We start from the raw sequence: 19,736 nt of genomic DNA, 5'->3' as shown, positions 1-19,736 counted from the left end.
GTGGTCATCGCGTGCTGAAGCCGCCGTCGACGGTGATCGCGCTGCCGGTCACCTGCCGGGAGTCGTCACTGGCGAGGTAGAGCACGGCCGCCGACACGTCCTCGGGATCGACGAGCGCGTTCATCGGCTGGGACGCCAGGAACTCCGCTTCCTGGTCCTCCGGAGCGACCCCGAGCGAGCGCGCGACCTCGGAGAGCATGCGGCCCTCGAGCACGGGCTCCTCGCGCACCTGGCCGGGGCAGAGGGCGTTGACGCGGATCTGCAGTGCCGCGTAGTCGAGTGCCGCGGCCTTGGTCAGGCCGATCAGACCGTGCTTGGCGGCGACATAGCCCGCGAAATAGCGGTAGCCCACGAGTCCGGCGGTGGACGAGACGTTGATGATGCTGCCGGAGCGGTGCCGCGCCATCGTGGGAACGACTGCCTTGATCATCCGCCAGGCGCCCGAGAGGTCGATGTCGAGCATGACCCGCCACTCGTCCTCGGTGATCTCGTGGATGGCCTTGCCGGAAGGGGCGGCGATTCCGGCGTTGTTGACGAGAACGTCGATGCGTCCGAACCTGTCGAGCCCGGCGGACACCGCGCTGTCGATGTCCTGCTGCCGGCGCACATCGGCCTCGGCGGTGAGAACGGCCGCGCCGAACTCGCGGCACAGCTTCGCCGTGGCCTCCAACTGGTCTGCCGTACCCAAGGGGTACGGCACGTCGGCTATGTCCGCGGCCACGTCCACGAGCACCAGATCGGCACCCTCCTGCGCGAGTCGAAGCGCGCCTGCCCGGCCGAGGCCGCGGGCGGCGCCGGTGATCAGCGCGGTCTTCCCCGACAGTCGCATGGCTCAGCCCTCCGCGCCGGTGGACAGGGTCTCGGCGATGAGCGCGAGCAGCGACTTGGCGTCGTCGTCCAGGTACATGTGGCCACCGGGCACATCGAAGGCGGTGAAGGCGCCGGTAGTCGCGTCACGCCAGTGGTCGGCCGCCTGCGCGGAGACGAGGTGGTCGTCGACGCCGCGGACCGAGGTGATCGGGGCATCGAGCTTGCGGGCGGACGTCGGGACGTAGCTCTCGTGCATCTCCACGTCGGCGCGGAGGGTCGGAAGCAGGAGCTCGCGCATCTCCGGGATGTCGAATGCCGGGTGCGTGTATCCGGCGAACTCCTGGACGCGGGCGAGGAAGGCGTCGTCGTCCAGTCCGGTGGCGCGTTCCGTACGGCCGTTCCATGGTCCCTGCGAGCCGCTGACGAAGAGGTGCACGACCTCGTTCGCCCCGTTGTCGGCGATGCGGTGGGCTAGTTCGTACGCAAGGATTGCGCCAAGGCTGTGACCGAAAACAGCCACTGGGCCACGGCCGGCCAGTTCGAGGGCGGTGGGCAGCAGCCCGTCGGCGGCCGCCTGCACATTGGTGTACGGCTCTTCCCCCACCAGGCGTTCACGCCCCGGCAGTTGCAGGGGCTGAATGTCGAGCCCATCGACACCGAGATTGCGCCAAGGGAAATAGAAGCTGGCACCGGCCCCGGCGAATGGCAGACACAGCAGTGGAATGGAATTGGACATGAACGCTGGCTCCGTGGGTGGAGTTCGACAATGACGAGAACTCGCCTTCGGGTAAATCGCCCGAAACGCAGCAGACATTGAAAGGCCGGACCGCGGCCCGACGTGACAACAAAGCTGGCGGGGTGCAGGCAGACATCGACGAGGTGCCTGCACCCGACGTCAAGATCATGCACAAGGCCGGTACGGATGTCGAGGCCGGAACCTTTCGGTCCGGATTGATCGGTGTCCGGAATCCTACGATCCGGACCGGCCGAACCTCCACTTGAATTCCAGGGAAACGCAAGCGACATCCGGAAATTCAGAGTCCGTTCATCATCGCGGACCGACCACGACGCGCCGGGGCGATCACCTCACGCAGACCTCGTCCGCCTCTGACCGAACACCCGCGTGTCCCGCCGGCGGGACCACATCGGTGGCCCGACCAGCGGAAACCATCCCCCGACCCGCCGCGTCGCCAGGAGATCCAGTGATCCTCGAGCCCACGGGCCGACAAGATGGCAGATTCGCGCCATGGCCACTTCCTGCCACCCGGCCGTCCTGGACGATCATGGGGGCCGCCGCCAGAATCCTTGATCGTCCGTCCCACCCCACGCCGTTTCGACAACCGCTCCGACTCCCCCCACCGCAGAAATTGAAAGCAGCATGGCGAAAGATTCCGCCGTCACATCCGCGCACGGGGACCCTGCCCTGTCCCTGAGCGGTTCCGCGCTCACCCGGCGCACCTGCCTGACCTTCCCCGAGTCCTTACCGCTCGGGGAGTGGAAGCGGTTCTGAAAACAGCTGTTTCTGATCTCCGACTCGTCCAGCTGGTGGCTCGGCGACTGGCTCGTCTACGGCCAGGAGAAATTCCCGGACCGCTACCGCCAGGCGATGAAGGCAACCGGTCTCGACTACAAGACACTGCGGAACTATGCCTGGATCACGAGGCGTTACCCGTCCGAATCGCGTCGAGCCGAACTCAGTTTCCAGCACCATGCGGAGGTCGCTTCCCTTCCGCCCGCCGAACGGGGCGCCTGGCTGGATCGGGCCGAGCGGGAGAACTGGTCCAGGAACACCCTCCGCAAACAGGTGCGGGCCGCGCCGGCGGGCGGCGCGGACACGGCGCAGGAACGGGGAGAGATCCGTTTGCGGGTCCTGACCAGCCCGGAGCGGGAAACCGCGTGGGCTTCCGCCGCAGAGCGCGCCGGCCGGGAGTTGTCGGACTGGATCATCCTCACCCTGGACCACGCCGCGGACCTGATGGCGGGCGGGTAAAAGCGTAGCAAATCGGGGCGAACCATCCAGTACGCACGTGGGCCTCGCCCCTCACCCCGCGCGGTCCGGGTTGATCAGAACCAGTCACCCTGAGCCGCCAGAACGCCCGCCTGGAAGCGGCTCCTTGCTCCGAGTCGCTCCATCAGCCTCGCCACCATCCGGCGGGTCGTCCGCACGGAGACACCCAACCGCAGGGCGACCGCCTCGTCCGTGAGGCCTTGCGCGAGCAGTCGAAGCACTTCGCGCTCCTGACGGTCCATGCCGCTGCCAACCGCTTCCGAGGAGTCCACCGGCACTCCGCCCGCCCAGATCTGCTCGAAGAGCGCGATCAGCGCGGCGATCGGTCCGGGGCCGTGCAGGACGACCGCGCCGACCTCCGAACGATCGGGGACCAGGGGTACGACCGCCGTCTCCCGGTCGAGCACGATCATCCGCAGCGGAATCTCCGAAGCGGTCCTGACCTGTCCGCCCTGCCCGCCCAGCCAGTTGATGTACTCCATGGTCGCGGAGTCCCTGCGGGCACTCTCCGTGAAGATCGCGCGCATCCGCACGCCGCGTCCGAGGAGTACCCCGTCATGCGGCCTGCTGGCCGCCATGCCTTCCGGCGTCTGCGCACCGCCCGGGCACAGGGTCATGACCTCCTCCCGTACGTCCTGGGTGATCCCGTTCAGCCGCTCCCGGACCGCTGCCACACCTTCGAGTCGCTCCATACGCGCATGTGTGGTGCCGGGCGGCACATGTGCGTGCGCGTAGCGGGAGATGAGGTCCATGGCGGTGGCTCTTCTGCGCTCCAGAGTGCGCTGCGCCTGCGACAACTCGGCCAGCTGGTCCGTGGCTTCTCTGGCCTCGTCCAGGGTGGCACGGAGTTCGGCCACGAAGTCGTCGAGCCCCAGAGATCCCGGCATGCGTCGCTCCCCTTGCGTATGGGCCGCCGAAGATCACGACGATAGCCCGCCGTCTCAGCATCTGACACAACGGTGCGTCAGAAACACAGGTCCCGCCCATCCGCCCAGTCGAACCACCCTGCCGACTCGGTCGCCGAGCCGGGGCACGGCCGTCACTTCAGGGAGGCCCGCACCTGGCCTGTCATGTCAGCGCGGCCGCCACGGCGAATCCGCGCTCCCTCGATCAGGCCCTTCCCGCACCAGAAGGGCCATTTCCACCGCTGCCGTGCGGAGATGGCGACCAGGTCGATCGCACGGATAAGGACAGGCGTTCGAGGACGCCCAGCGCGAAGACGTCGAGAGGGTCGGTTCCCAGGTGTATGCAGCCCACGTTGCCCATGGACAAGATCCGGGCACCCGGCGCATGGTGAAATACGGATGCAACCGTTCCGCGGGATGAGCCTCGCTGTTCCGGTTCGTCTTCGTCACATGCTGTCCCGCCGCAAGGGTGGTGGGCCAGAAGCGTGTGGATCGAAACCGGCCGGAGCCTCCTCAGGTGCGGGAGGCCGGCCGGGGCGGAGCGGCGACGCGATCGTGATCCATCGCGGTAGGACCAACCGTAAAAGCGCCGTTGGGTTCCGTGTCCCGATGGATCACCTCGACCGGGCAGACCGGTTCACAGGCCGAGCGGTCGATACATTCGTCGGGTTGAATGCAAAGGGTGCGTTCGCCCTCATAGATACAGTCGACCGGACAGGCATCCGGACAGGCTTTGTCCTTGACATCCACACATGGTTCAGCGATCACGAAGGCCAAATTGCCTCCATAGCCATCGGCCCGCGTATGTGCGCCGCGCAGACGTCGCACAGGACGGCCCGGCGAATAATCCCATGCCATTCGACGGGAGATTGTGATCGATCTAGCCCGTGACTGCCCAAAGGTTGGCCGAGCGTTCGAGTTGATGTCAAGAATCCGTTCGCTTCGGCGACCGGGCTGGGCCGAAATCACCGTCGCAGGACGCCCGAAAGGGAACGGCCAGGTCGCGGCCGCTCATGGCCCCGGTCGCTCTCACCGGTGTCTCGCTGATGTCCCGCTGGCGGGACATCGGCGAGAGCGACCGGGCGAGATCACAGGCGGATCCTCGTCGTCAAGCTTTCGGAGACAGATCGAGAGTAATAGCCGGAATCAAACCGACTTGCTGCGCAACTCTGCGGCAATCGCCAATCAGGGCCGGAGAGTTACTCCTTGCACGACACCGAAACACGCTTGACATCGCCCTGTACGGTTGGCGCATGCTCATCGAGCCACTTACTAATGAAGAGCAGATTCAGCCATTACCCCGGACTTTCTCTCGCGCCATGGTTGTCGCCGCGCACCCCGACGATGCTGAGTACAGCTTCGGGGCGACGGTGGGCCGGCTTACCGCCACCGGTACGCGCATTGTCTATGTCGTGTGCACCGACGGATCGCAGGGCGGTGAAGACCCAGCCGAACCCGCCGCCCGATTGACGGCGACCCGCTATGCGGAACAACGCGCCGCCGCCAGACATCTGGGCGTGGAAGAGGTGGTATTCCTCGGATTTCGCGACGGCGGTCTCACCGCCGACACCAGTCTCCGCAAGGCCCTGGCCCGGGAGATCCGGCGCCATCGTCCCGAGCTCGTGCTGGCGCACCAGCCCCTGCGTTCGCTGGTCTTTCCGATCGGGGCGTCCCACCCGGACCACCTCGCGGCAGGCGAGGCGACGCTCAGCGCCGTGTATCCGGACGCGCGCAATCCCCGGGCCCATCCGGAGCTGCTCGCCGAAGGCCTGCAGCCGCACGTGGTCGACGAAGTGTGGGTGCCCGGCCATGAACACACCGACCTCTTCGTCGACGTCGGCCGGCACGCTCAGCAGAAGGTCGAGGCGATTCTCTGCCACCGCAGCCAGTTCGCCGCCTCGGCCGACCCGACGGCGGACCTCCGTTGGGTGGTCGACCGCATGCGCAACAACGGCACGGCAGCCGATTGCGCCTACGCCGAAGCCTTCAAACGCATCGTGACCGGAGCCCACGCCGCGCCCGGTCCGCGAACCTCACAACGAACAGACGTACCGGCCAGCACGGGAAGGAGTCGGCCGTGAAGGCGGTCATCCCTGCGAAGAACTCCTCTTCACGGGTTCCGGGCAAGAACTTCCGGCCCTTCCACGAAGGGAGGTCCCTGTTCGACATCAAGGTCGAGCAGCTTCTGCGTCACTTGCCCGCCGAGGACATCTACGCGAGCAGCGAGGATCCGGCAGTCGCCGAGCACGCCGCCGAGCTCGGCATCAACTTCCTCCCGAGACAGCCGCACTTGGCACTGAACGAGACGCCCTACGCCCATGTGGTCAGCGAGGTGTGCCGGCAGGTTCCCGGTGAGGACGACATCGCCTGGTGCCATGTCACCGACCCGCTGTTCGACGACATCGGATCCTGCCTCGAGACGTGGGACGAGGCCCGGGAGAAGCACGATTCCCTGGTGGTCGTCTATCCCTTCCGGGGCTATCTGCTCGACCCGGACCACCAGCCGATGGGATTCGGGTTCGGCCCGTGGCACACCCCGTCGCAGCGCCTCCCGGTCCGCTACCAACTGGGTTTCACCCTGTCCTTGTTGCGTCGTTCCACCGCGGTGTCCCTCGGGCCGATCGGTGCGCGGCCCCACTGGTTCCATGCCCGCAACCGCATGGTGGACATCGATGACGAGGACGACTTCACCATGGCCCAGGTGATCTACAGCCGTCTGGCCGAGCCCGCGCAGTGACGATCGTAGGAGCGCACATGACCGATCTGACGTCGATTCTCCGGGATCGTTCAGAATTGATAGCCGATATCGCCGACGGATCGGCCGACCGGGAACGGCACAGCGTCGACCCGCACGAGCAGATGGCCATGATGCGGAAGAGCGGGCTGACCGCACTCACTCTGGACGCATCCTTGGGTGGTCCCGGCGGCAGCATCGTCGATCTCATGACCTTCGTGATGGAGCTCGCCGAGGCCGACCCGATCGTCGCGCACATCCTGCGCTCCCACTACCTGCAGCCGCAGATGCTCAGAAGGCTTCCGGACGGGCCTGTTCGAGACCGGTGGGCCGCGGAGATCCTCGCGGGCAAGATATTCGGGAATGCCACCAGTGAGCGGGACGGAGCACTGGGAACCGCGCAGTACGCGACGAGGCTGATTCCGTCCGACAGCGGCTGGAAGCTCTCCGGCGCCAAGTACTACAGCACCGGGACGGCATTCTCCGACTGGGTGATGGTCGTCGCCCACCTCGACGAGAAGCGGGTCGCCCGCATCAACCTGCCGCTGGACCGGCCGGGAATCACGCTGCGGGACGACTGGGACGGCATCGGCCAGCACCGCACGGGAACCGGGACCACCGAGTTCACCGATGTCGTCGTGACCGAGGACGACTTCGTCTCGGTGACCGACCCCGGTCAGGGCAGGGTGGCCTCGGACGTCCCTTTGATGCAGCTGTATCTGCAGGCGCTGATCGCCGGAATCCTGCGGTCCGTGGTCGCCGACGCAAACGCGTTGCTCACGAGCCGCACGCGCACCTTCGACCACGCGCCCTCGCCGGACCCGTCGCGGGATCCCATGCTGCTGGCGACCATCGGGCGACTGTCGTCGACCGCCTATGCCGTCGAGGCGGCGGTGCTGTCCGCGGCCGCGGACATCGACGCGGCCTACGCGAGTGAACGCGGCGGCGCTCCGGAGCCGGAGCTGTTCGCGAAGGCATCTCTGTCGGCCGCGCGGGTCAAGGTGCACGCCGACGAGGTGGGACTCGCCGCCGCTGCCGCGATCTTCGACGTCGGCGGTGCCTCGGCGGCCAGCCGTGCCAAGAACCTGGACCGTCATTGGCGCAACATCCGCACCGTCACCCTGCACAACCCGACCTCGTACAAGGCCATCGCCGTCGGCGATCTGCTGGTGAACGGAGAGCCGCTGCCCGCCAACGGCTACTTCTGAGGCACGTCCGGGCCGGGCGACTCCGCCCGCACCAGCACTGGTTGACCGCCGTCCGGGAGACCTTCCCGCACCGGGAGATCTCCGGCGGCGTCAGCACGTCCGTAGGAGAAAGACACGATGAAGCACCGCCTGACCGCCGAATCCGCGGCACCCGCGCTGGGCATGGGCTGCTGGGCCATCGGTGGCCCCTTCTGGTCCGGCGACAAGCCCTTCGGCTGGGGCTCGGTCGACGACGCCGAGTCGACGGCGGCCATCCGGCGCGCCCTGGAACTCGGCGTCACGGTGTTCGACACCGCGGACGTCTACGGTGCCGGGCACAGCGAGCGCGTCCTCGGCAGCGCCCTGGCCGGCCACCGGGACGAGGTGCTGATCGCCACCAAATGGGGCAACGTCTTCGACGAGACGTCCCGTCGGATCGTCGGCAGGGACACCACACCGGGCTATCTGCGTCCGGCGCTGGAGGCATCGCTCCGGCGACTCGGCACCGACCACGTCGACCTGTACCAACTCCACGTCGGAGATGTGGAGTCGGGCGTGGCTCAAGACCTTGTCGGCACGCTGGAGGAGCTGGTCGCGGAGGGCAAGATCCGCTTCTACGGCTGGAGCACCGACAAGCCGTCCCTTCCCGACGCGATGGCGGGCCCCCGCTTCGCCGCCGTACAGCACGAGCTGAACGTCCTCAGGGACGCTCCGGAGATGCTCTCGCTGACCGGCCGCAACGGCTGGACGAGTGTCTGCAGGGGGCCGTTGGCCATGGGGATGCTGAGCCCGAAGTACACGTCCGGGACTCGGCTGAGCCGCGAGGACGTGCGCGGTGACAAACCCGAGTGGGTGGCGTACTTCCAGGACGGCCGTCCCGACCAGTCGTGGCTCGACCGGCGGGACGCCGTACGGGACATCCTGACCTCCGGTGGTCGCAGCCTGGTCCAGGGAGCCCTTGCCTGGATCTGGGCCCGCGCCCCCCAGTGCCTGCCCATTCCCGGCTTCCGGACCGCGGCGCAGGTGGAGGAGAACGCGGGCGCCCTTGCCCACGGCGCGCTCAGTCCCGCCGACCTCCGGGAGATCGACCGGATCCTGGCCCGCACGACGCCCCTGTCGGCATCGTCCGCCGAAACCCCGACGCTCAAAGCACCTTGACATTCCGTTACGTAACTTCTTGGGGGAGTCACTTGTTGTGATTGACCAGGCAGCCACACAGCACACCGGTACGGACGCGGCCACGGCCCGGCTCATCGAATCCGAACTGGCGCGACAGTCCTCGACCATCAACCTGATCGCGGCCGCGAACTACCTCAGCCCCGCGGTCGTTGCGGCCATGCACCCGGCTCTGGAGTCCATCCACTGCGAGGGATATCCCGGACGCAGATATCACGAGGGCCAGGAGGTCGCCGATGGACTCGAACGGCTGGCGATCGATCGCGCCTGCCGCCTGTTCGGGGTCGATCACGCCAATGTCCAGCCCTATCGGGGGACCATGGCGAACCTCGCCGCTGCCGTCGCCGTACTCGACCCCGGTGACACCCTGCTGGGGCTGGAGACCGCCTCCGGCGGGCACTACTCGACCGGAGGTCCGCTCCATCTCATCGGCCGCATGTTCCGGGTCGTCCCCTACGAGGTGGCGGCGGACACCGGCGAACTCGACTACGACGCCATAGCGGCCGTCGCCCGCAAGGAGCGCCCACGCGCCATCTTCTGCGGCGACACCTCGTACCCGCGGCTGTGGGACTACGCGGCTCTGCGCGAGATCGCCGACGAGTCGGGGGCGGCCCTCATCGCGGACGTGTCACAGTCCGTCGGCCTCATCGCCGGCGGCGCGATCCCGAGCCCCGCGGCCCACGCGGACATCATGACCGCCGCGACGTACAAGACGCTGAGAGGGCCGCGTGCGGGGTTGATCCTGGCGAAGGCGAGCCTGGCCAAGGCCGTCGACCGCGCCGTCTACCCGATATGCCAGGGCGGGACGAACGTACGGGTCCTGGCCGGCATCGCCGCGGCGCTCGGGGAGGCGCTCACCGACTCGTTCGGCACGTACACCCGGCAAGTCCTCGAAAACAGCCGACGTCTTGCCGCCGAACTCACCCTGCACGGCTTCGACCTGGTCACCGGCGGTACGGAGAACCACGCCTGCCTGGTCGACGTGAGGTCTCTCGGCATCACCGGTGACGTGGCCGCGCGGTGGCTGTCGTCGGCGGGCATCCTCGCCAACGGAAACCAGATCCCGAACGATCCCGGTCCGCCCCGCAGGCCCAGCGGGCTGCGGCTCGGCACCGCGGCCGTCACCACGCTCGGCATGACCCCGCCTGTGATGGCCGAGATCGCGGGACTCATGTCGGCCGTCCTGCGGGGGGACGGTCGCAGGGCCGTGGACCAGGTCCGCTCGAGGGCCGCCGAGATTCGCTGTGAATTCGGCGCTCCGACAAGCGAATGGTCCGGCATCAACGCGGAGGAACTGGTCTGACCATGGAACCGACACTGATCATCGAGAACGTCGCCGTCGTCGACGTCGTGGCCGGGACGGTCCGCCGCGGGTACGACGTCCGCGTCGACGACGCCGGCACCATCGTGGCCATCACGCCCCACCAGGCGGCCCCGTCCGCGGAGCGGGCGGCCCTCCGGCGCCTGGACGGGCAGGGCAAGTACCTGGTGCCCGGCCTGATCGACTCCCATGTGCACATCGCCTTCAACGGGTTCCTCGACGTACGGCCCGACTTCACCCGCACGCTCAAGCAGTTCCTGCTGCACGGTGTGACGAGCGTGGTCGACTTCTTCACGGCGGGCGGTGATTTCCCCGGATCGTCGCCGGAGAATGTGCGCGACGACGTGAACGCCGGTACGTTCCTGGGCCCTCGCATGCTGACGTCCTATGGCTGCATCAACGCCCCGGGCGGCTTCTGCGACTGTTCGATCGGTGACGCCGCCTCAGCCGTGGTGACGCGCGGAGACGTCGACCGGGAGATGAACCGCATCACCGCCGTACGCCCCGACTTCGTCAAGATCGTCTACGACGACGTGTTCGGCACACTCCCCAACCTGACGAAGGAGATGCTGGGCGAGCTCGTCGCATCGGCGCACGATCGCGGCTTCCGGGTCGCCGTCCACGTCGCGTCAGGTGCGCACGCCATGGACGCCGTCGACGTGGGAGCCGACATCATCGGCCATGGCATCGTGGACGACGTGCCCGACGGTCTCATACCCGAACTCGTCGACCGGGGCGTCGTGGTGATTCCGACCCTCGCCTCCTACGAGTCGCGATCGCTGGAACGGTGGCGGATCGCGCTGCCGGCCGCCTCGCCGCCCGAGGTCGTCGACAGGTACGTGTCCACGCACCGCAGCCTCTACGAGACGAACGGCCAACTTCCCCTCTACCGCGAGGCGTTCGAGCAGTCTTTGAAGGCGCTCGCGCACATGGTGGAGAGCGGGGTCAACGTCGTGGCGGGATCGGACGCGGGCACCTGGTACACCTTCCCCGGCGAATCCCTCCTCCGGGAGCTCGCGCTCTACACGGAGGCCGGTCTCACGCCCGCGCGGGCCCTGCGCATGGCCACGAGCGACGCCGCCGCCGCGTGGGGCTTCGCGGACGACCGCGGCACCATCGAGGTCGGGAAGCGGGCCGACCTGCTGCTCGTGCACGCCGACCCGCTCCAGGACGTGTCGGCGCTCCGGGACAGGGCGGCGGTGATCCTCTCCGGTGAGGTCCTCGACCTCGATGTGCTCACCGACGACATCGTCGGCGGCCCGTTCCTGCCGTCGCCGGACCTGGGCGACGACGTGCCGTGCAGCCCGCACCACCTGCGCCGGCAGGCACCGCCGTCTCCCTGACACACGAGGGCGGCTGCCCCGGCCGTCATGAGGCGCTGGTGACCACGGTCTCAACGACCACGTGGGCACCAGCGCGGTCGCCGTCAGACCGCGGCGACGAGCCGTTCGAGTGCTTCCGTGAGGCGCTCGGGCGACTGGGCGAAACAGATGCGGAAATACCCCTCGTACCCGGGTCCGAAGGCCGTTCCGGGGGCCAGTCCCACTCCGGCCCGGGCCACGAGTTGTTTCGCGTACTCGAGATCGTCCTCGACACCGTCGATCCGGAAGAACGAGTAGAACGCGGCGGGCACATGGGGGGCCTCGATGCGGTCGTTGCCCTTGAAGGCGTCGAGGACCAGGTCCCGGCCGAGCGAACACCGGGCCCGCATCTCCTCGACGAACGGTTCGCCTTCGCGTATCGCGGCAACGCCGGCGTGCTGCACGAAGGTCGCGGAACCCGTGCTGTTGATGGCGCTGAGGTTGCCCACCTGGTGGGCGAGTGCGGCGGGGTGCACCAGCCATCCGAGGCGCCATCCCGTCATGGACCACGTCTTGGAGAAGCTCTGTACGACGAAGAGGGCATCGTCGTCGCGCGCCGCCTCCAAGAAGGACGGCGTGGCGACCGAACCGTCGTACACGATGCGGTTGTAGACCTCGTCGGCGATGACCCATGTACGTCGTCGACGGGCGAGTTCGAGCAGCTCGCGCTGCTCGGCCGAGGTCATCGTCCAGCCCGTCGGGTTGCCGGGCGAGGCGACGAAGATCGCCCGCGTTCGTTCGTCGCACGCGGCGTCGACCCTGCCGAGATCGAGCGACCAGCCCTCGGGGGTGGCGTCGAGCTGAACGAACCGGACAGTGGCTCCCATGGCTTCCACGGCGATCGGCACATTAGGCCAGACGGGCGCCACGACCACCACATTGTCACCGGGCTCGACGAGGCACTGGAGCGAGATCATGATCGAGGTCATGCCCGACGACGTCGCGCTGATCCGCTCCGGGTCGAGTTCGATGCCGTGGGTCCGCTGGTGATAAGCCTGGATCGCCGAGCGCAACGGGGCGATTCCACGACGGTCCGCGTAGAGCGTCCTCCCCTCGGCCACGGCCAGCGCCGCCGCCTCGCGCACCACCGCCGGGGTGGGGAGATCCGACTCTCCGAAACAGAGGCTGATCGCGTCCGGGTAGTCCCGGCAGACGCGGTTCACCTCGACGATGCGCTGAGTGCGCATCCGCGTCAGTGCCTCTCGGAAGGGGGGAGTGCGCTCCTGCTGTGCCTGAACCATGGGGGATGTCTCCTTGCCGAAATTCCGGGTAATGCCGAGGGAGTCGGGCGGTGTCCTGCGGGGTGGAAACCCTCACCTCACTCGGGGCAGGCGGATCAACGACCACGGGCTGGGCATCTCTCCGACCGGCACCTCGATGACCGTCGGTCGGTCCGTCCGCCGGAACGCGGCCGTGATCTCGGCCGCCAGTTCCGCGGGTTCGCTCACCCGGACGCCTCGGGCGCCGAACGACTCGGCGAACGCCACGAAGTCGGGGTTGTGCAGGTCGGTGGCGACGGTCATACCCAGGAGGCTGAGCTGGGACCGGCTGATGTTCGCGAAGGCGTTGTCGTTGAAGACCACCGCGACCACGGGGATCCGGTGCTGGACGGCGGTCGCCAACTCCGAGGCGGTGTAGAGGAATCCGCCGTCACCCGAGATCGACAGCACCGGCCGCCCCGGATTCGCGACCTGGACCCCGAGGGCCGTGGCGAACCCGAAGCCGAGCCCGCCCTGGTACGTGGCCGGCACATAGGTGGAGGGCTTGAGCACGGGGAAGGCCACGCGCGCGGTGTACCCCACCTGAGTCAGCTCGTCCACGAAGAAGCCGTCCTCGGGCAGAGCGCTCCGCATCGCCCGGATGAAGTCGACCTGCGGCGTCAACCGGTCGAGGTCCGCGTCGACGCTTCGCTGTGCCTCCTTCACCTCGGCCAGCCACGGCTCCCGGTCGGCCACGTCGGCGAGGCCGGTCCGCAGGACCCGTACCGCCTCCGCGGCATCGGCGACGAGGGCGACCTCGGGTGTCGCCACCCGCTCGATCTCCGCCGCGTCGATGTCCACCCGGATCACCTTTACACGGTCGTCGAGCCCCCACTCGACCTGAGGCCGCATGAAGCGCGTGCCGATGGCCAGTACCACGTCCGCCTTGGGCCATAGCCGGTGGGCGGCGGGATAGGAGATCGCCAGCTCGTGGTCGTCGCCGACGATGCCGCGGCCGCCCAACTCGGAGGTCACGGGCGCCTTCAGGCACTCGGCCAGTTCGGTGATCTCCGCCGCGGCTCCGCGTGCCCCGCTGCCGACGAAGATGATCGGCGCCTGGGCGGATGCCAGCAGCTTCCGGCCGGCTTCGACGGCGGCACGGTCGGGCGACCGGTTCGGTTCCGGCTCCATCCAGACGTCCGGGCAACCGGCGTCGGAGGCGAGTACGTCGGCCGGTATCTCCACGGCGACCGGTCGAGGCCGCTCGGTTCTGAGATGGTGGAACGCCTCGCCGAGGACGGTGGTCACCTGGTCCGGGGTCTCGATCCGATCCGCTCGTCCGGTGAGTGTCCTGAGGATCGCGAGCTGGTCGGGGATCTCGTGCGGGACGCCGAGGCCGCGTCCGATTGCCGCCGTCGGAATCTGACCGGCGATGCAGAGCATGCGGGCGTCCCCCGCATAACCGAGGGCGAGCCCGGCGGTGGAGTGCAGCACCCCCGGCCCCGAGATGACGGCGTGCACGCCGATCCCTCCGGTCGAACGGGCGTAGCCGTAGGCCATGAAGGCGGCGCCCTGTTCGTGCCGCGTGTGCACGATGCGTATGCCTGCCTTGGCGATGGCGCCCATCAGTGGATCGATCTGTTCTCCGGGAACCGTGAAGACGACCTCCACGCCCTCGTCCACCAGCTTCGCGGCAACGTGCTCCGCGACGGTTGTCGGTGACGAATCATTCGCCATTTTCCCACCCTTCCGCTCCCCCGTACCAGGGCATCAATTACCTGTCCCTGACTGGGTGTTCATCTTTCTGAGGGTCGCCCCGTCGACCACGGTCCCGCCATCGGGCCCGCCGAAGGAGAACTCCAGCCGGGGCAGGCACTCGTCGAGCACCTCCCACATCCGCTGCGGCGACGTCACCGATCCGGAGATGCGGTCCAGAAAGACCGACCGCATGTCGCTCGGAAGTCCGCTTCCCGACCTGATGAATTGGCTGTACGAATCGATGTGACGATGCGGCAGGAAGGTACGCACACCCGCGACACCCTTCAGATGGGTGGCGCCGAGAGGAGCCTGGTTGTAGTACTGGAAATAGGTGCCGCCGCTCGGGGAATCCGCGCTGACGGACCATTCGTGAAGAGGCTGCGCCCCCATGGCCGCATCAGCGGCCACGCGGATCATATCGATGCCCAGGGCTCGCCGATAGAGCTCCGCGATATTCCCGCCGAGCCGTCCGTTCACTTCGAGAACACGGGGTCCCCGATCGGTCAGCTTGATCTCCGTGTGGGTGATGCCGTGCTCGACACCGAGCGCCCGAAGAGCCGCTTCGGACAGCTCCAGGACCTCCTGGAGAACGGACTTCGAAAGAACCGCCGGATAGAACTGACCCGTCTCCCGGAAGGGCGGAGCCAGCGGCAGCTTTCCGGTGACCCCCACATGCCGGATCGACTCGTCTGAACACAGGGACTCCACCGAGACATAGTCCCCGTACGGGTCCGTTCCGCCGCCGATAAGGTATTCCTCGACCACCAGAGACGTTTCGTGCTCTGCCCGGGTCCGGTCGAGCAGCCGGGCCACCAGTTCACGTCCCTGCGCGGAATTGTGAACCAGGCACGTATTGCGGCTTCCCTTTCCCTGACTCGGTTTGACGACCACGGGGAAGGCGAAGTTCCGCACGACATCGTCCCAGTCGGCAGGCGCCTCCACCAGGCGGTGTGCGACGGCGCCCACCTCGGCCCGGTTGAGCAGTTCACGCTGCACGTACTTGTCCGTGAGCGCTCTCGCGGTGGCCCGGTCGTGGAACGGAAGACCCAGTTCCGCGGCGATGTCGGCGCCTACGAGGACTCCCCGGTCTCCGAAGGCGGTGATACCGGTGACGCCGGCCGCCCGGAGTCCTGCCGCGTCCTCGGCCGCGTCCCCGGTCAACTCGACGACGGTGCCTGCCGATTCGAGCAGGGGGACGAAACGCTGTGCGTACGGGTCGTCGTTCACCGCGAAGACCAGGTCCCCGAACGACTCCAGTGACGTCACCAACTCGCCTGCGGTCGCCGCGGCCTGCTCGAAGAGGATGGCGAGGCCCATCAGGGGGTGAGCTTCTCTGCCATGAGCGCCGCGACCCCGGCGTCGCGCAGGATGGGGAGGGGAAGGTCGACGCCGTAGTCGAGCCAGAGCGTTTCGGCATTCGGCAGTACGGAGAGCCAGTTCCGTTCCGTGTCCTCCCGGTCCTTGTTGTCCTGGACCAGGAGGACAGGACCGTCGTAGGGCCGGGGCTCGTAGTGGTGCAGCGCGAGCGCCAGCGCCGACCACTGCACCTGGAGCCGGGGCAGATCCTCGGGGCCGAGCCGGTCGTCGTACCAGTCCTCCTGCCGCACCCTGGAGAAGACTTCCTGGAGGCTCTCGTCGCCCTTGAGACCGAATTGGGTGGCCAGGGATTCGAGTCGATAGCGCGTGATCTCGTCCAGGCCCCAGCCATAGCTGACGAACCGCTCCAGCGCAGAGGGCTTCACCATGGCCAGCAGGCGTACTTCCTCTCCCCTGGCGCGGAGTCGCTGCGCCAACTCGAACGCGACCACAGCCCCGTGGCAGTGACCGGCCAGGTGGTAGGGCCCCACCGGCTGCTGCTCGAGCAGTTCGACCAGGTACCGGTCCGCCATGGCGTCGATGGTGGAGACCGGACGGACGGCGCCGCGGTAGCCGGGTGCCTCGAAGCCGTACACGGGACGCCCCGAACCCCAGGCGCTGGTGGCGTCCCACACGAACCCCGCGTCATTTCCCCAGTGCACGATGAACAGGGGCTCGCCCGCTCCCTCGGGGACGAGAGGGAAGAGGCAGCGGGGTGCGTCCGGTTCCCAGGTGCTGCGATGCGTGCTCCAGATGTCGTCGGCGCTCGCGAACAGGGCCGCCGGAGCCTGAGGGGCGGTGGCGGGCACCGGCTCGTGCGCGTCGGTCAGAAACCTGGCGAGTCCGGCCGGCGTCGGATGCTTGAAGACGGCGGCGGTCTTCATCTCGAGACCATGTTTCCGTGCCTCTATGAGGACCTCGACCACCAGCAGTGAATCTCCGCCGATCTGGAAGAAGTCGTCCGTCGGACTCACGTCGGTGTCCAGCAGCTTCGCCCAGATGTCGCAGATGAGATCCGCGATCTCGCGGACCGACCGATGCTCGGGAGTCATGAGGTCTTGCCTCCTTCGAGAGGTGTCTGTTCAACGGAGCCGGATGTCGCCTCGGCCTCCGCGGTACTCGAGATCAAATGCCGGTGGGCCTGGCGGACGAGCGGGATCGCCACCACGCCGGCCGCCGCGAGCCCGACAGCCAGCAGCCACCACCCCTCCGGGGCGTGCTGGATCACCACGAACGCGATCAGTCCGGGGCCCACGACATCCTGCAGGGCCGCACCCAGCGAGAACGCTCCGAGGTGGCCACCGCGGCCGCCGACCGGAGCGAGCTCGAACCCCAGACCCCAGCTCGCCGCCGACTGAAGGATTTCTCCCAGGGTCAGCAGGAGAGTGGCCGAGATGAGCAGCGTGATCGCCGTCCAACCGCCGAGACCGTGCGTGGGAGCGAAGGCCGCACAGGACGCGGCGATGACGAATCCCGAGCAGGTGAGCGCGACCGTGGCTCCGCGGATGGATTTCGACGACCGGCTGAGCGGAACCTGCAGCGCGATCACGAGCACGGTGTTGACGAAGAGCAGGAGCGAGACCACGGATTTCGGAACGTCGGTCTGCTGCACGACCCACAGGGGGATCGCGATCTCGAGGACGCTGATGTGCAGACCGAGAAACCCGGTCACGAAGCCCAGGGCCACAAAGCTGACGCTCGGTCGGGCCGGCTTGCTCTTGAGATCCTTCCGCACCGCCTGGTGCGGCACCGGCAGCCGTGCGGTCACCTGGGAGACCGCCAGATAGCAGAAACCGACGCCCAACAGCATGGCCACGAACGGCCCGCGATCAGTCACCGCGATCACGGGCGCGGCGAGCAGGACACCGACCGAAACACCGCCGTTGAAGGCACTGCGGGTCAGCGCCTGGACGCGCACCCGCTTGCTCGGTCCCACCACATCGGCGACCAGTGCCTGCCAGGCGACCTGGCCTCCGCGCGTGGCCGCGCCCAGCAGAGCGACCACGAGCAGGAGCGGCCAGAAGGACTGGATCACTGCCAGCAGAGCCACCAGGACGGCCTTGGCGAGCTGGAGTGCCACCGCGGTCCGTCGTGCGCCGATCTCGTCGACGAGCCGCCCGAGCGGCACGGTGGCCAAAAAGCCCGTTGCTCCGGCTGCGGACAGCGCCAGGCCCACCTGGCTCACGGAGAGGTCCAGGACCCGGGTGAAGTAGATGACGCTCGCGGCCGAGTACATGCCTTGGCCCAGCGCGGTGAGGAGCGCACCTCCCACCAGGGCGTGATACGGCTGTGCGGCAGCGCGGACCCGCTTCGCCAGGCTCACGGGCGGTTGTCTTCCGCGGGATGGGACACGATCAGGAGCGCTCGGCGGTCGAGCTTTCCCGACAGGGTGAGGGGCAGCTCCTCGATGAATCTGAATCGCCGGGGCACCATGTGGCCGGGCATTCTTCCGGAGAGGTGCCGCCGAAGCTCCGCCTCCGTCGACCTGTCGGCCGTGGATTCCCTGGGGACGACACAGGCCAGCAGGATCTGGCCATGGGCGGACTCGCGCGCTGTCACCGCCGCGTCACGTACCGAGGGGTGCTCCCGCAACACGGTCTCGATCTCACCGAGTTCGATACGGAATCCACGAATCTTCACCTGCTGATCGTTGCGGCCCAGGTATTCCAGGTCGCCCGATTCCGACTGGCGTCCGAGGTCGCCGGTTCGGTAGAAGCGCTGCGGCCCGGAATCCGTGTCCAAGGTGAGAAACCGTTCCGCGGTGAGCTCCGGCCGGTTGAGGTATCCGGTCGCAACTCCTGACCCGGCTATGTACATTTCACCGGCCTCACCGGGCTTCACCGGCAGCATGTCCTTGTCACGCAGGCTGATCACCACATGCGGGAGGGGCCGGCCGATGGAAGCCCTGCCCTTCGATTCCATGTCCGGCTCGGTCAGGACCTTGATGGTGGAATGGACAGTGGTCTCCGTGATCCCGTACATGTTCACCATGACGGGCGACCGCGGCGCGGTGTACCGGACGAATTCCCCCACGACATCGAGGTCGAGGCTCTCGCCTCCGAAGATGACATAGCGGAGCGACAGGTCGGGGGCCAGGGCCACACACATTCTGCAGAGCGCACGGAACGCGGACGGTACCTGGTTCAGAACGGTGACGCGCTCCCGTTCCAGAAGTTGCAGGAACTCCTCGGGCTCCCGGGCCGTCTCGGCCGAGACGCAGATGGCCGTGCCACCGGTCAGCAGAGCACCCCACAACTCCCACACCGAGAAGTCGAAACTGGTGGAGTGGAAGAGCGTCCACCTGTCCGACGTCCGGAAGTCGAAGAGCGGCAGCGCATGCCGCATGAGTGCGAGCACATTCCCATGGCTGACCACACAGCCCTTGGGCCGTCCCGTCGACCCGGACGTGTAGATCACATAGGCGGGACAGTCCGCGGTGATCCGCTCCTCGACGGACGGTCGGCCGCCGTCGCCACACGCGGCGGGATCGACGACCTCCAGGTTGTCCAGTCCGCAGTCCCGCACGGTCACCGGGTCACCGACCACGACCCGGAGGCCGCAGTCCTCGCCGATATGACGGAGGCGGTGTTCGGGGTAGGCCGGGTCCAGCGGAACGTACGCGCATCCTGCCTTCAACACCCCCAGCAGAGCGACGGGCGTACCGAGAGACCGGTCGATGACGACGCCGACCAGTTCCCCCCTGGCCGCTCTTGTGCGAAGGCCCGCCGCGATCCGGTCGGAGGCGACATCGAGCTCGGCGTAGGTCAGCGCTCGGCTTTCGTCCTTCACCGCCGTGTTGTCCGGAAAGAGTCGGACCATGGCGCGGAAGGCATCAGCCAATGATGCGGTTTCAGCCAACGACGGCCCTGCCGCGGAATGCGAGGCACTCGGCCTTCCCATCGCGAATACTCTCCTCAACGT

Annotated in this window: 19 protein-coding genes; 9 read left to right on the top strand and 10 right to left on the bottom strand. The window is 67.8% G+C overall.

Features of this window, described 5'->3' with window-relative positions:
- Positions 1 to 4: 4 nt before the first annotated feature.
- Positions 5 to 829 (bottom strand): mycofactocin-coupled SDR family oxidoreductase, encoded by an 825-nt coding sequence (locus ACIPSA_RS12480; protein ID WP_402632589.1) that lies wholly within the window; start codon positions 827 to 829, stop codon positions 5 to 7.
- A 3-nt stretch (positions 830 to 832) separates the two neighbouring features.
- Entirely contained in the window at positions 833 to 1,546 is a 714-nt protein-coding gene (locus ACIPSA_RS12475) for a thioesterase II family protein (RefSeq protein ID WP_402632586.1), read from the bottom strand.
- Between the two features lie 17 nt (positions 1,547 to 1,563).
- Here ACIPSA_RS12475 and ACIPSA_RS12470 point away from each other — a divergent pair, with 17 nt between their 5' ends.
- The 3 genes from ACIPSA_RS12470 to ACIPSA_RS12460 all read left to right on the top strand — a co-directional run bounded on the left by ACIPSA_RS12470 (position 1,564) and on the right by ACIPSA_RS12460 (position 2,800).
- Positions 1,564 to 1,812, top strand: a complete 249-nt coding sequence (locus ACIPSA_RS12470) for a hypothetical protein (protein ID WP_402632583.1) — start codon at positions 1,564 to 1,566, stop codon at positions 1,810 to 1,812.
- A 376-nt stretch (positions 1,813 to 2,188) separates the two neighbouring features.
- Positions 2,189 to 2,320, top strand: a complete 132-nt coding sequence (locus ACIPSA_RS12465; protein ID WP_402632579.1) for a hypothetical protein — start codon at positions 2,189 to 2,191, stop codon at positions 2,318 to 2,320.
- Positions 2,321 to 2,326: 6 nt separating this feature from the next.
- On the top strand, positions 2,327 to 2,800 hold the full coding sequence (locus tag ACIPSA_RS12460) for an LmbU family transcriptional regulator (protein WP_402633747.1): 474 nt from the start codon (positions 2,327 to 2,329) through the stop codon (positions 2,798 to 2,800).
- 74 nt (positions 2,801 to 2,874) lie between these two features.
- Here the strand turns inward: ACIPSA_RS12460 and ACIPSA_RS12455 are convergent, their stop codons facing one another.
- Together ACIPSA_RS12455 and ACIPSA_RS12450 are read right to left on the bottom strand one after the other, a co-directional pair.
- A complete protein-coding gene (locus tag ACIPSA_RS12455; protein WP_402632576.1) occupies positions 2,875 to 3,705 on the bottom strand; it encodes a LuxR C-terminal-related transcriptional regulator in 831 nt (276 codons plus the stop codon).
- 531 nt (positions 3,706 to 4,236) lie between these two features.
- Entirely contained in the window at positions 4,237 to 4,500 is a 264-nt protein-coding gene (locus ACIPSA_RS12450; protein ID WP_402632573.1) for an indolepyruvate ferredoxin oxidoreductase subunit alpha, read from the bottom strand.
- Between the two features lie 476 nt (positions 4,501 to 4,976).
- Here ACIPSA_RS12450 and ACIPSA_RS12445 point away from each other — a divergent pair, with 476 nt between their 5' ends.
- The 6 genes from ACIPSA_RS12445 to ACIPSA_RS12420 all read left to right on the top strand — a co-directional run bounded on the left by ACIPSA_RS12445 (position 4,977) and on the right by ACIPSA_RS12420 (position 11,484).
- The gene (locus ACIPSA_RS12445) at positions 4,977 to 5,804 is read left to right on the top strand and encodes a PIG-L deacetylase family protein (protein ID WP_402632570.1); all 828 of its coding nucleotides are present in this window, start codon (positions 4,977 to 4,979) and stop codon (positions 5,802 to 5,804) included.
- Entirely contained in the window at positions 5,801 to 6,460 is a 660-nt protein-coding gene (locus tag ACIPSA_RS12440) for a cytidylyltransferase domain-containing protein (protein WP_402632566.1), read from the top strand. The genes ACIPSA_RS12445 and ACIPSA_RS12440 overlap by 4 nt, the downstream gene beginning before the upstream one ends.
- 17 nt (positions 6,461 to 6,477) lie before the next feature.
- Positions 6,478 to 7,665 carry an acyl-CoA dehydrogenase family protein gene (locus tag ACIPSA_RS12435; RefSeq protein WP_402632563.1) on the top strand — a complete coding sequence of 396 codons (1,188 nt, stop codon included), beginning with the start codon at positions 6,478 to 6,480 and terminating at the stop codon, positions 7,663 to 7,665.
- A 117-nt stretch (positions 7,666 to 7,782) separates the two neighbouring features.
- On the top strand, positions 7,783 to 8,802 hold the full coding sequence (locus ACIPSA_RS12430) for an aldo/keto reductase (protein WP_402632560.1): 1,020 nt from the start codon (positions 7,783 to 7,785) through the stop codon (positions 8,800 to 8,802).
- 37 nt (positions 8,803 to 8,839) lie between these two features.
- On the top strand, positions 8,840 to 10,123 hold the full coding sequence (gene glyA, locus ACIPSA_RS12425; RefSeq protein ID WP_402632557.1) for a serine hydroxymethyltransferase: 1,284 nt from the start codon (positions 8,840 to 8,842) through the stop codon (positions 10,121 to 10,123).
- A gap of 2 nt (positions 10,124 to 10,125) precedes the next feature.
- Entirely contained in the window at positions 10,126 to 11,484 is a 1,359-nt protein-coding gene (locus ACIPSA_RS12420; protein ID WP_402632554.1) for an amidohydrolase family protein, read from the top strand.
- Between the two features lie 83 nt (positions 11,485 to 11,567).
- Here ACIPSA_RS12420 and ACIPSA_RS12415 read toward each other — a convergent pair whose 3' ends face one another.
- The 6 genes from ACIPSA_RS12415 to ACIPSA_RS12390 all read right to left on the bottom strand — a co-directional run bounded on the left by ACIPSA_RS12415 (position 11,568) and on the right by ACIPSA_RS12390 (position 19,634).
- Positions 11,568 to 12,743, bottom strand: a complete 1,176-nt coding sequence (locus ACIPSA_RS12415) for a pyridoxal phosphate-dependent aminotransferase (RefSeq protein WP_402632551.1) — start codon at positions 12,741 to 12,743, stop codon at positions 11,568 to 11,570.
- 72 nt (positions 12,744 to 12,815) lie between these two features.
- Positions 12,816 to 14,438 carry a thiamine pyrophosphate-dependent enzyme gene (locus tag ACIPSA_RS12410; RefSeq protein ID WP_402632548.1) on the bottom strand — a complete coding sequence of 541 codons (1,623 nt, stop codon included), beginning with the start codon at positions 14,436 to 14,438 and terminating at the stop codon, positions 12,816 to 12,818.
- Between the two features lie 33 nt (positions 14,439 to 14,471).
- Positions 14,472 to 15,686: an acetyl-CoA carboxylase biotin carboxylase subunit family protein gene (locus tag ACIPSA_RS12405; RefSeq protein WP_402632545.1), complete on the bottom strand. Its 1,215-nt coding sequence runs from the start codon at positions 15,684 to 15,686 to the stop codon at positions 14,472 to 14,474.
- 89 nt (positions 15,687 to 15,775) lie between these two features.
- The gene (locus tag ACIPSA_RS12400) at positions 15,776 to 16,867 is read right to left on the bottom strand and encodes a thioesterase domain-containing protein (protein WP_402632542.1); all 1,092 of its coding nucleotides are present in this window, start codon (positions 16,865 to 16,867) and stop codon (positions 15,776 to 15,778) included.
- Complete coding sequence (locus ACIPSA_RS12395; RefSeq protein ID WP_402632539.1) at positions 16,864 to 18,138, bottom strand: MFS transporter; 1,275 nt, start codon at positions 18,136 to 18,138, stop codon at positions 16,864 to 16,866. Before ACIPSA_RS12395 ends, ACIPSA_RS12400 begins: the two co-directional genes overlap by 4 nt.
- Positions 18,135 to 19,634, bottom strand: a complete 1,500-nt coding sequence (locus ACIPSA_RS12390; RefSeq protein WP_402632536.1) for an amino acid adenylation domain-containing protein — start codon at positions 19,632 to 19,634, stop codon at positions 18,135 to 18,137. The genes ACIPSA_RS12395 and ACIPSA_RS12390 overlap by 4 nt, the downstream gene beginning before the upstream one ends.
- Positions 19,635 to 19,736 lie beyond the last annotated feature (102 nt).

This window comes from Streptomyces sp. NPDC086549 (assembly GCF_044746205.1).
In the GTDB taxonomy this organism is placed as follows: domain Bacteria; phylum Actinomycetota; class Actinomycetes; order Streptomycetales; family Streptomycetaceae; genus Streptomyces.
Note: the sequence above shows the minus strand (reverse complement) of the source record. Positions and strands in the feature narration are given on the sequence as shown.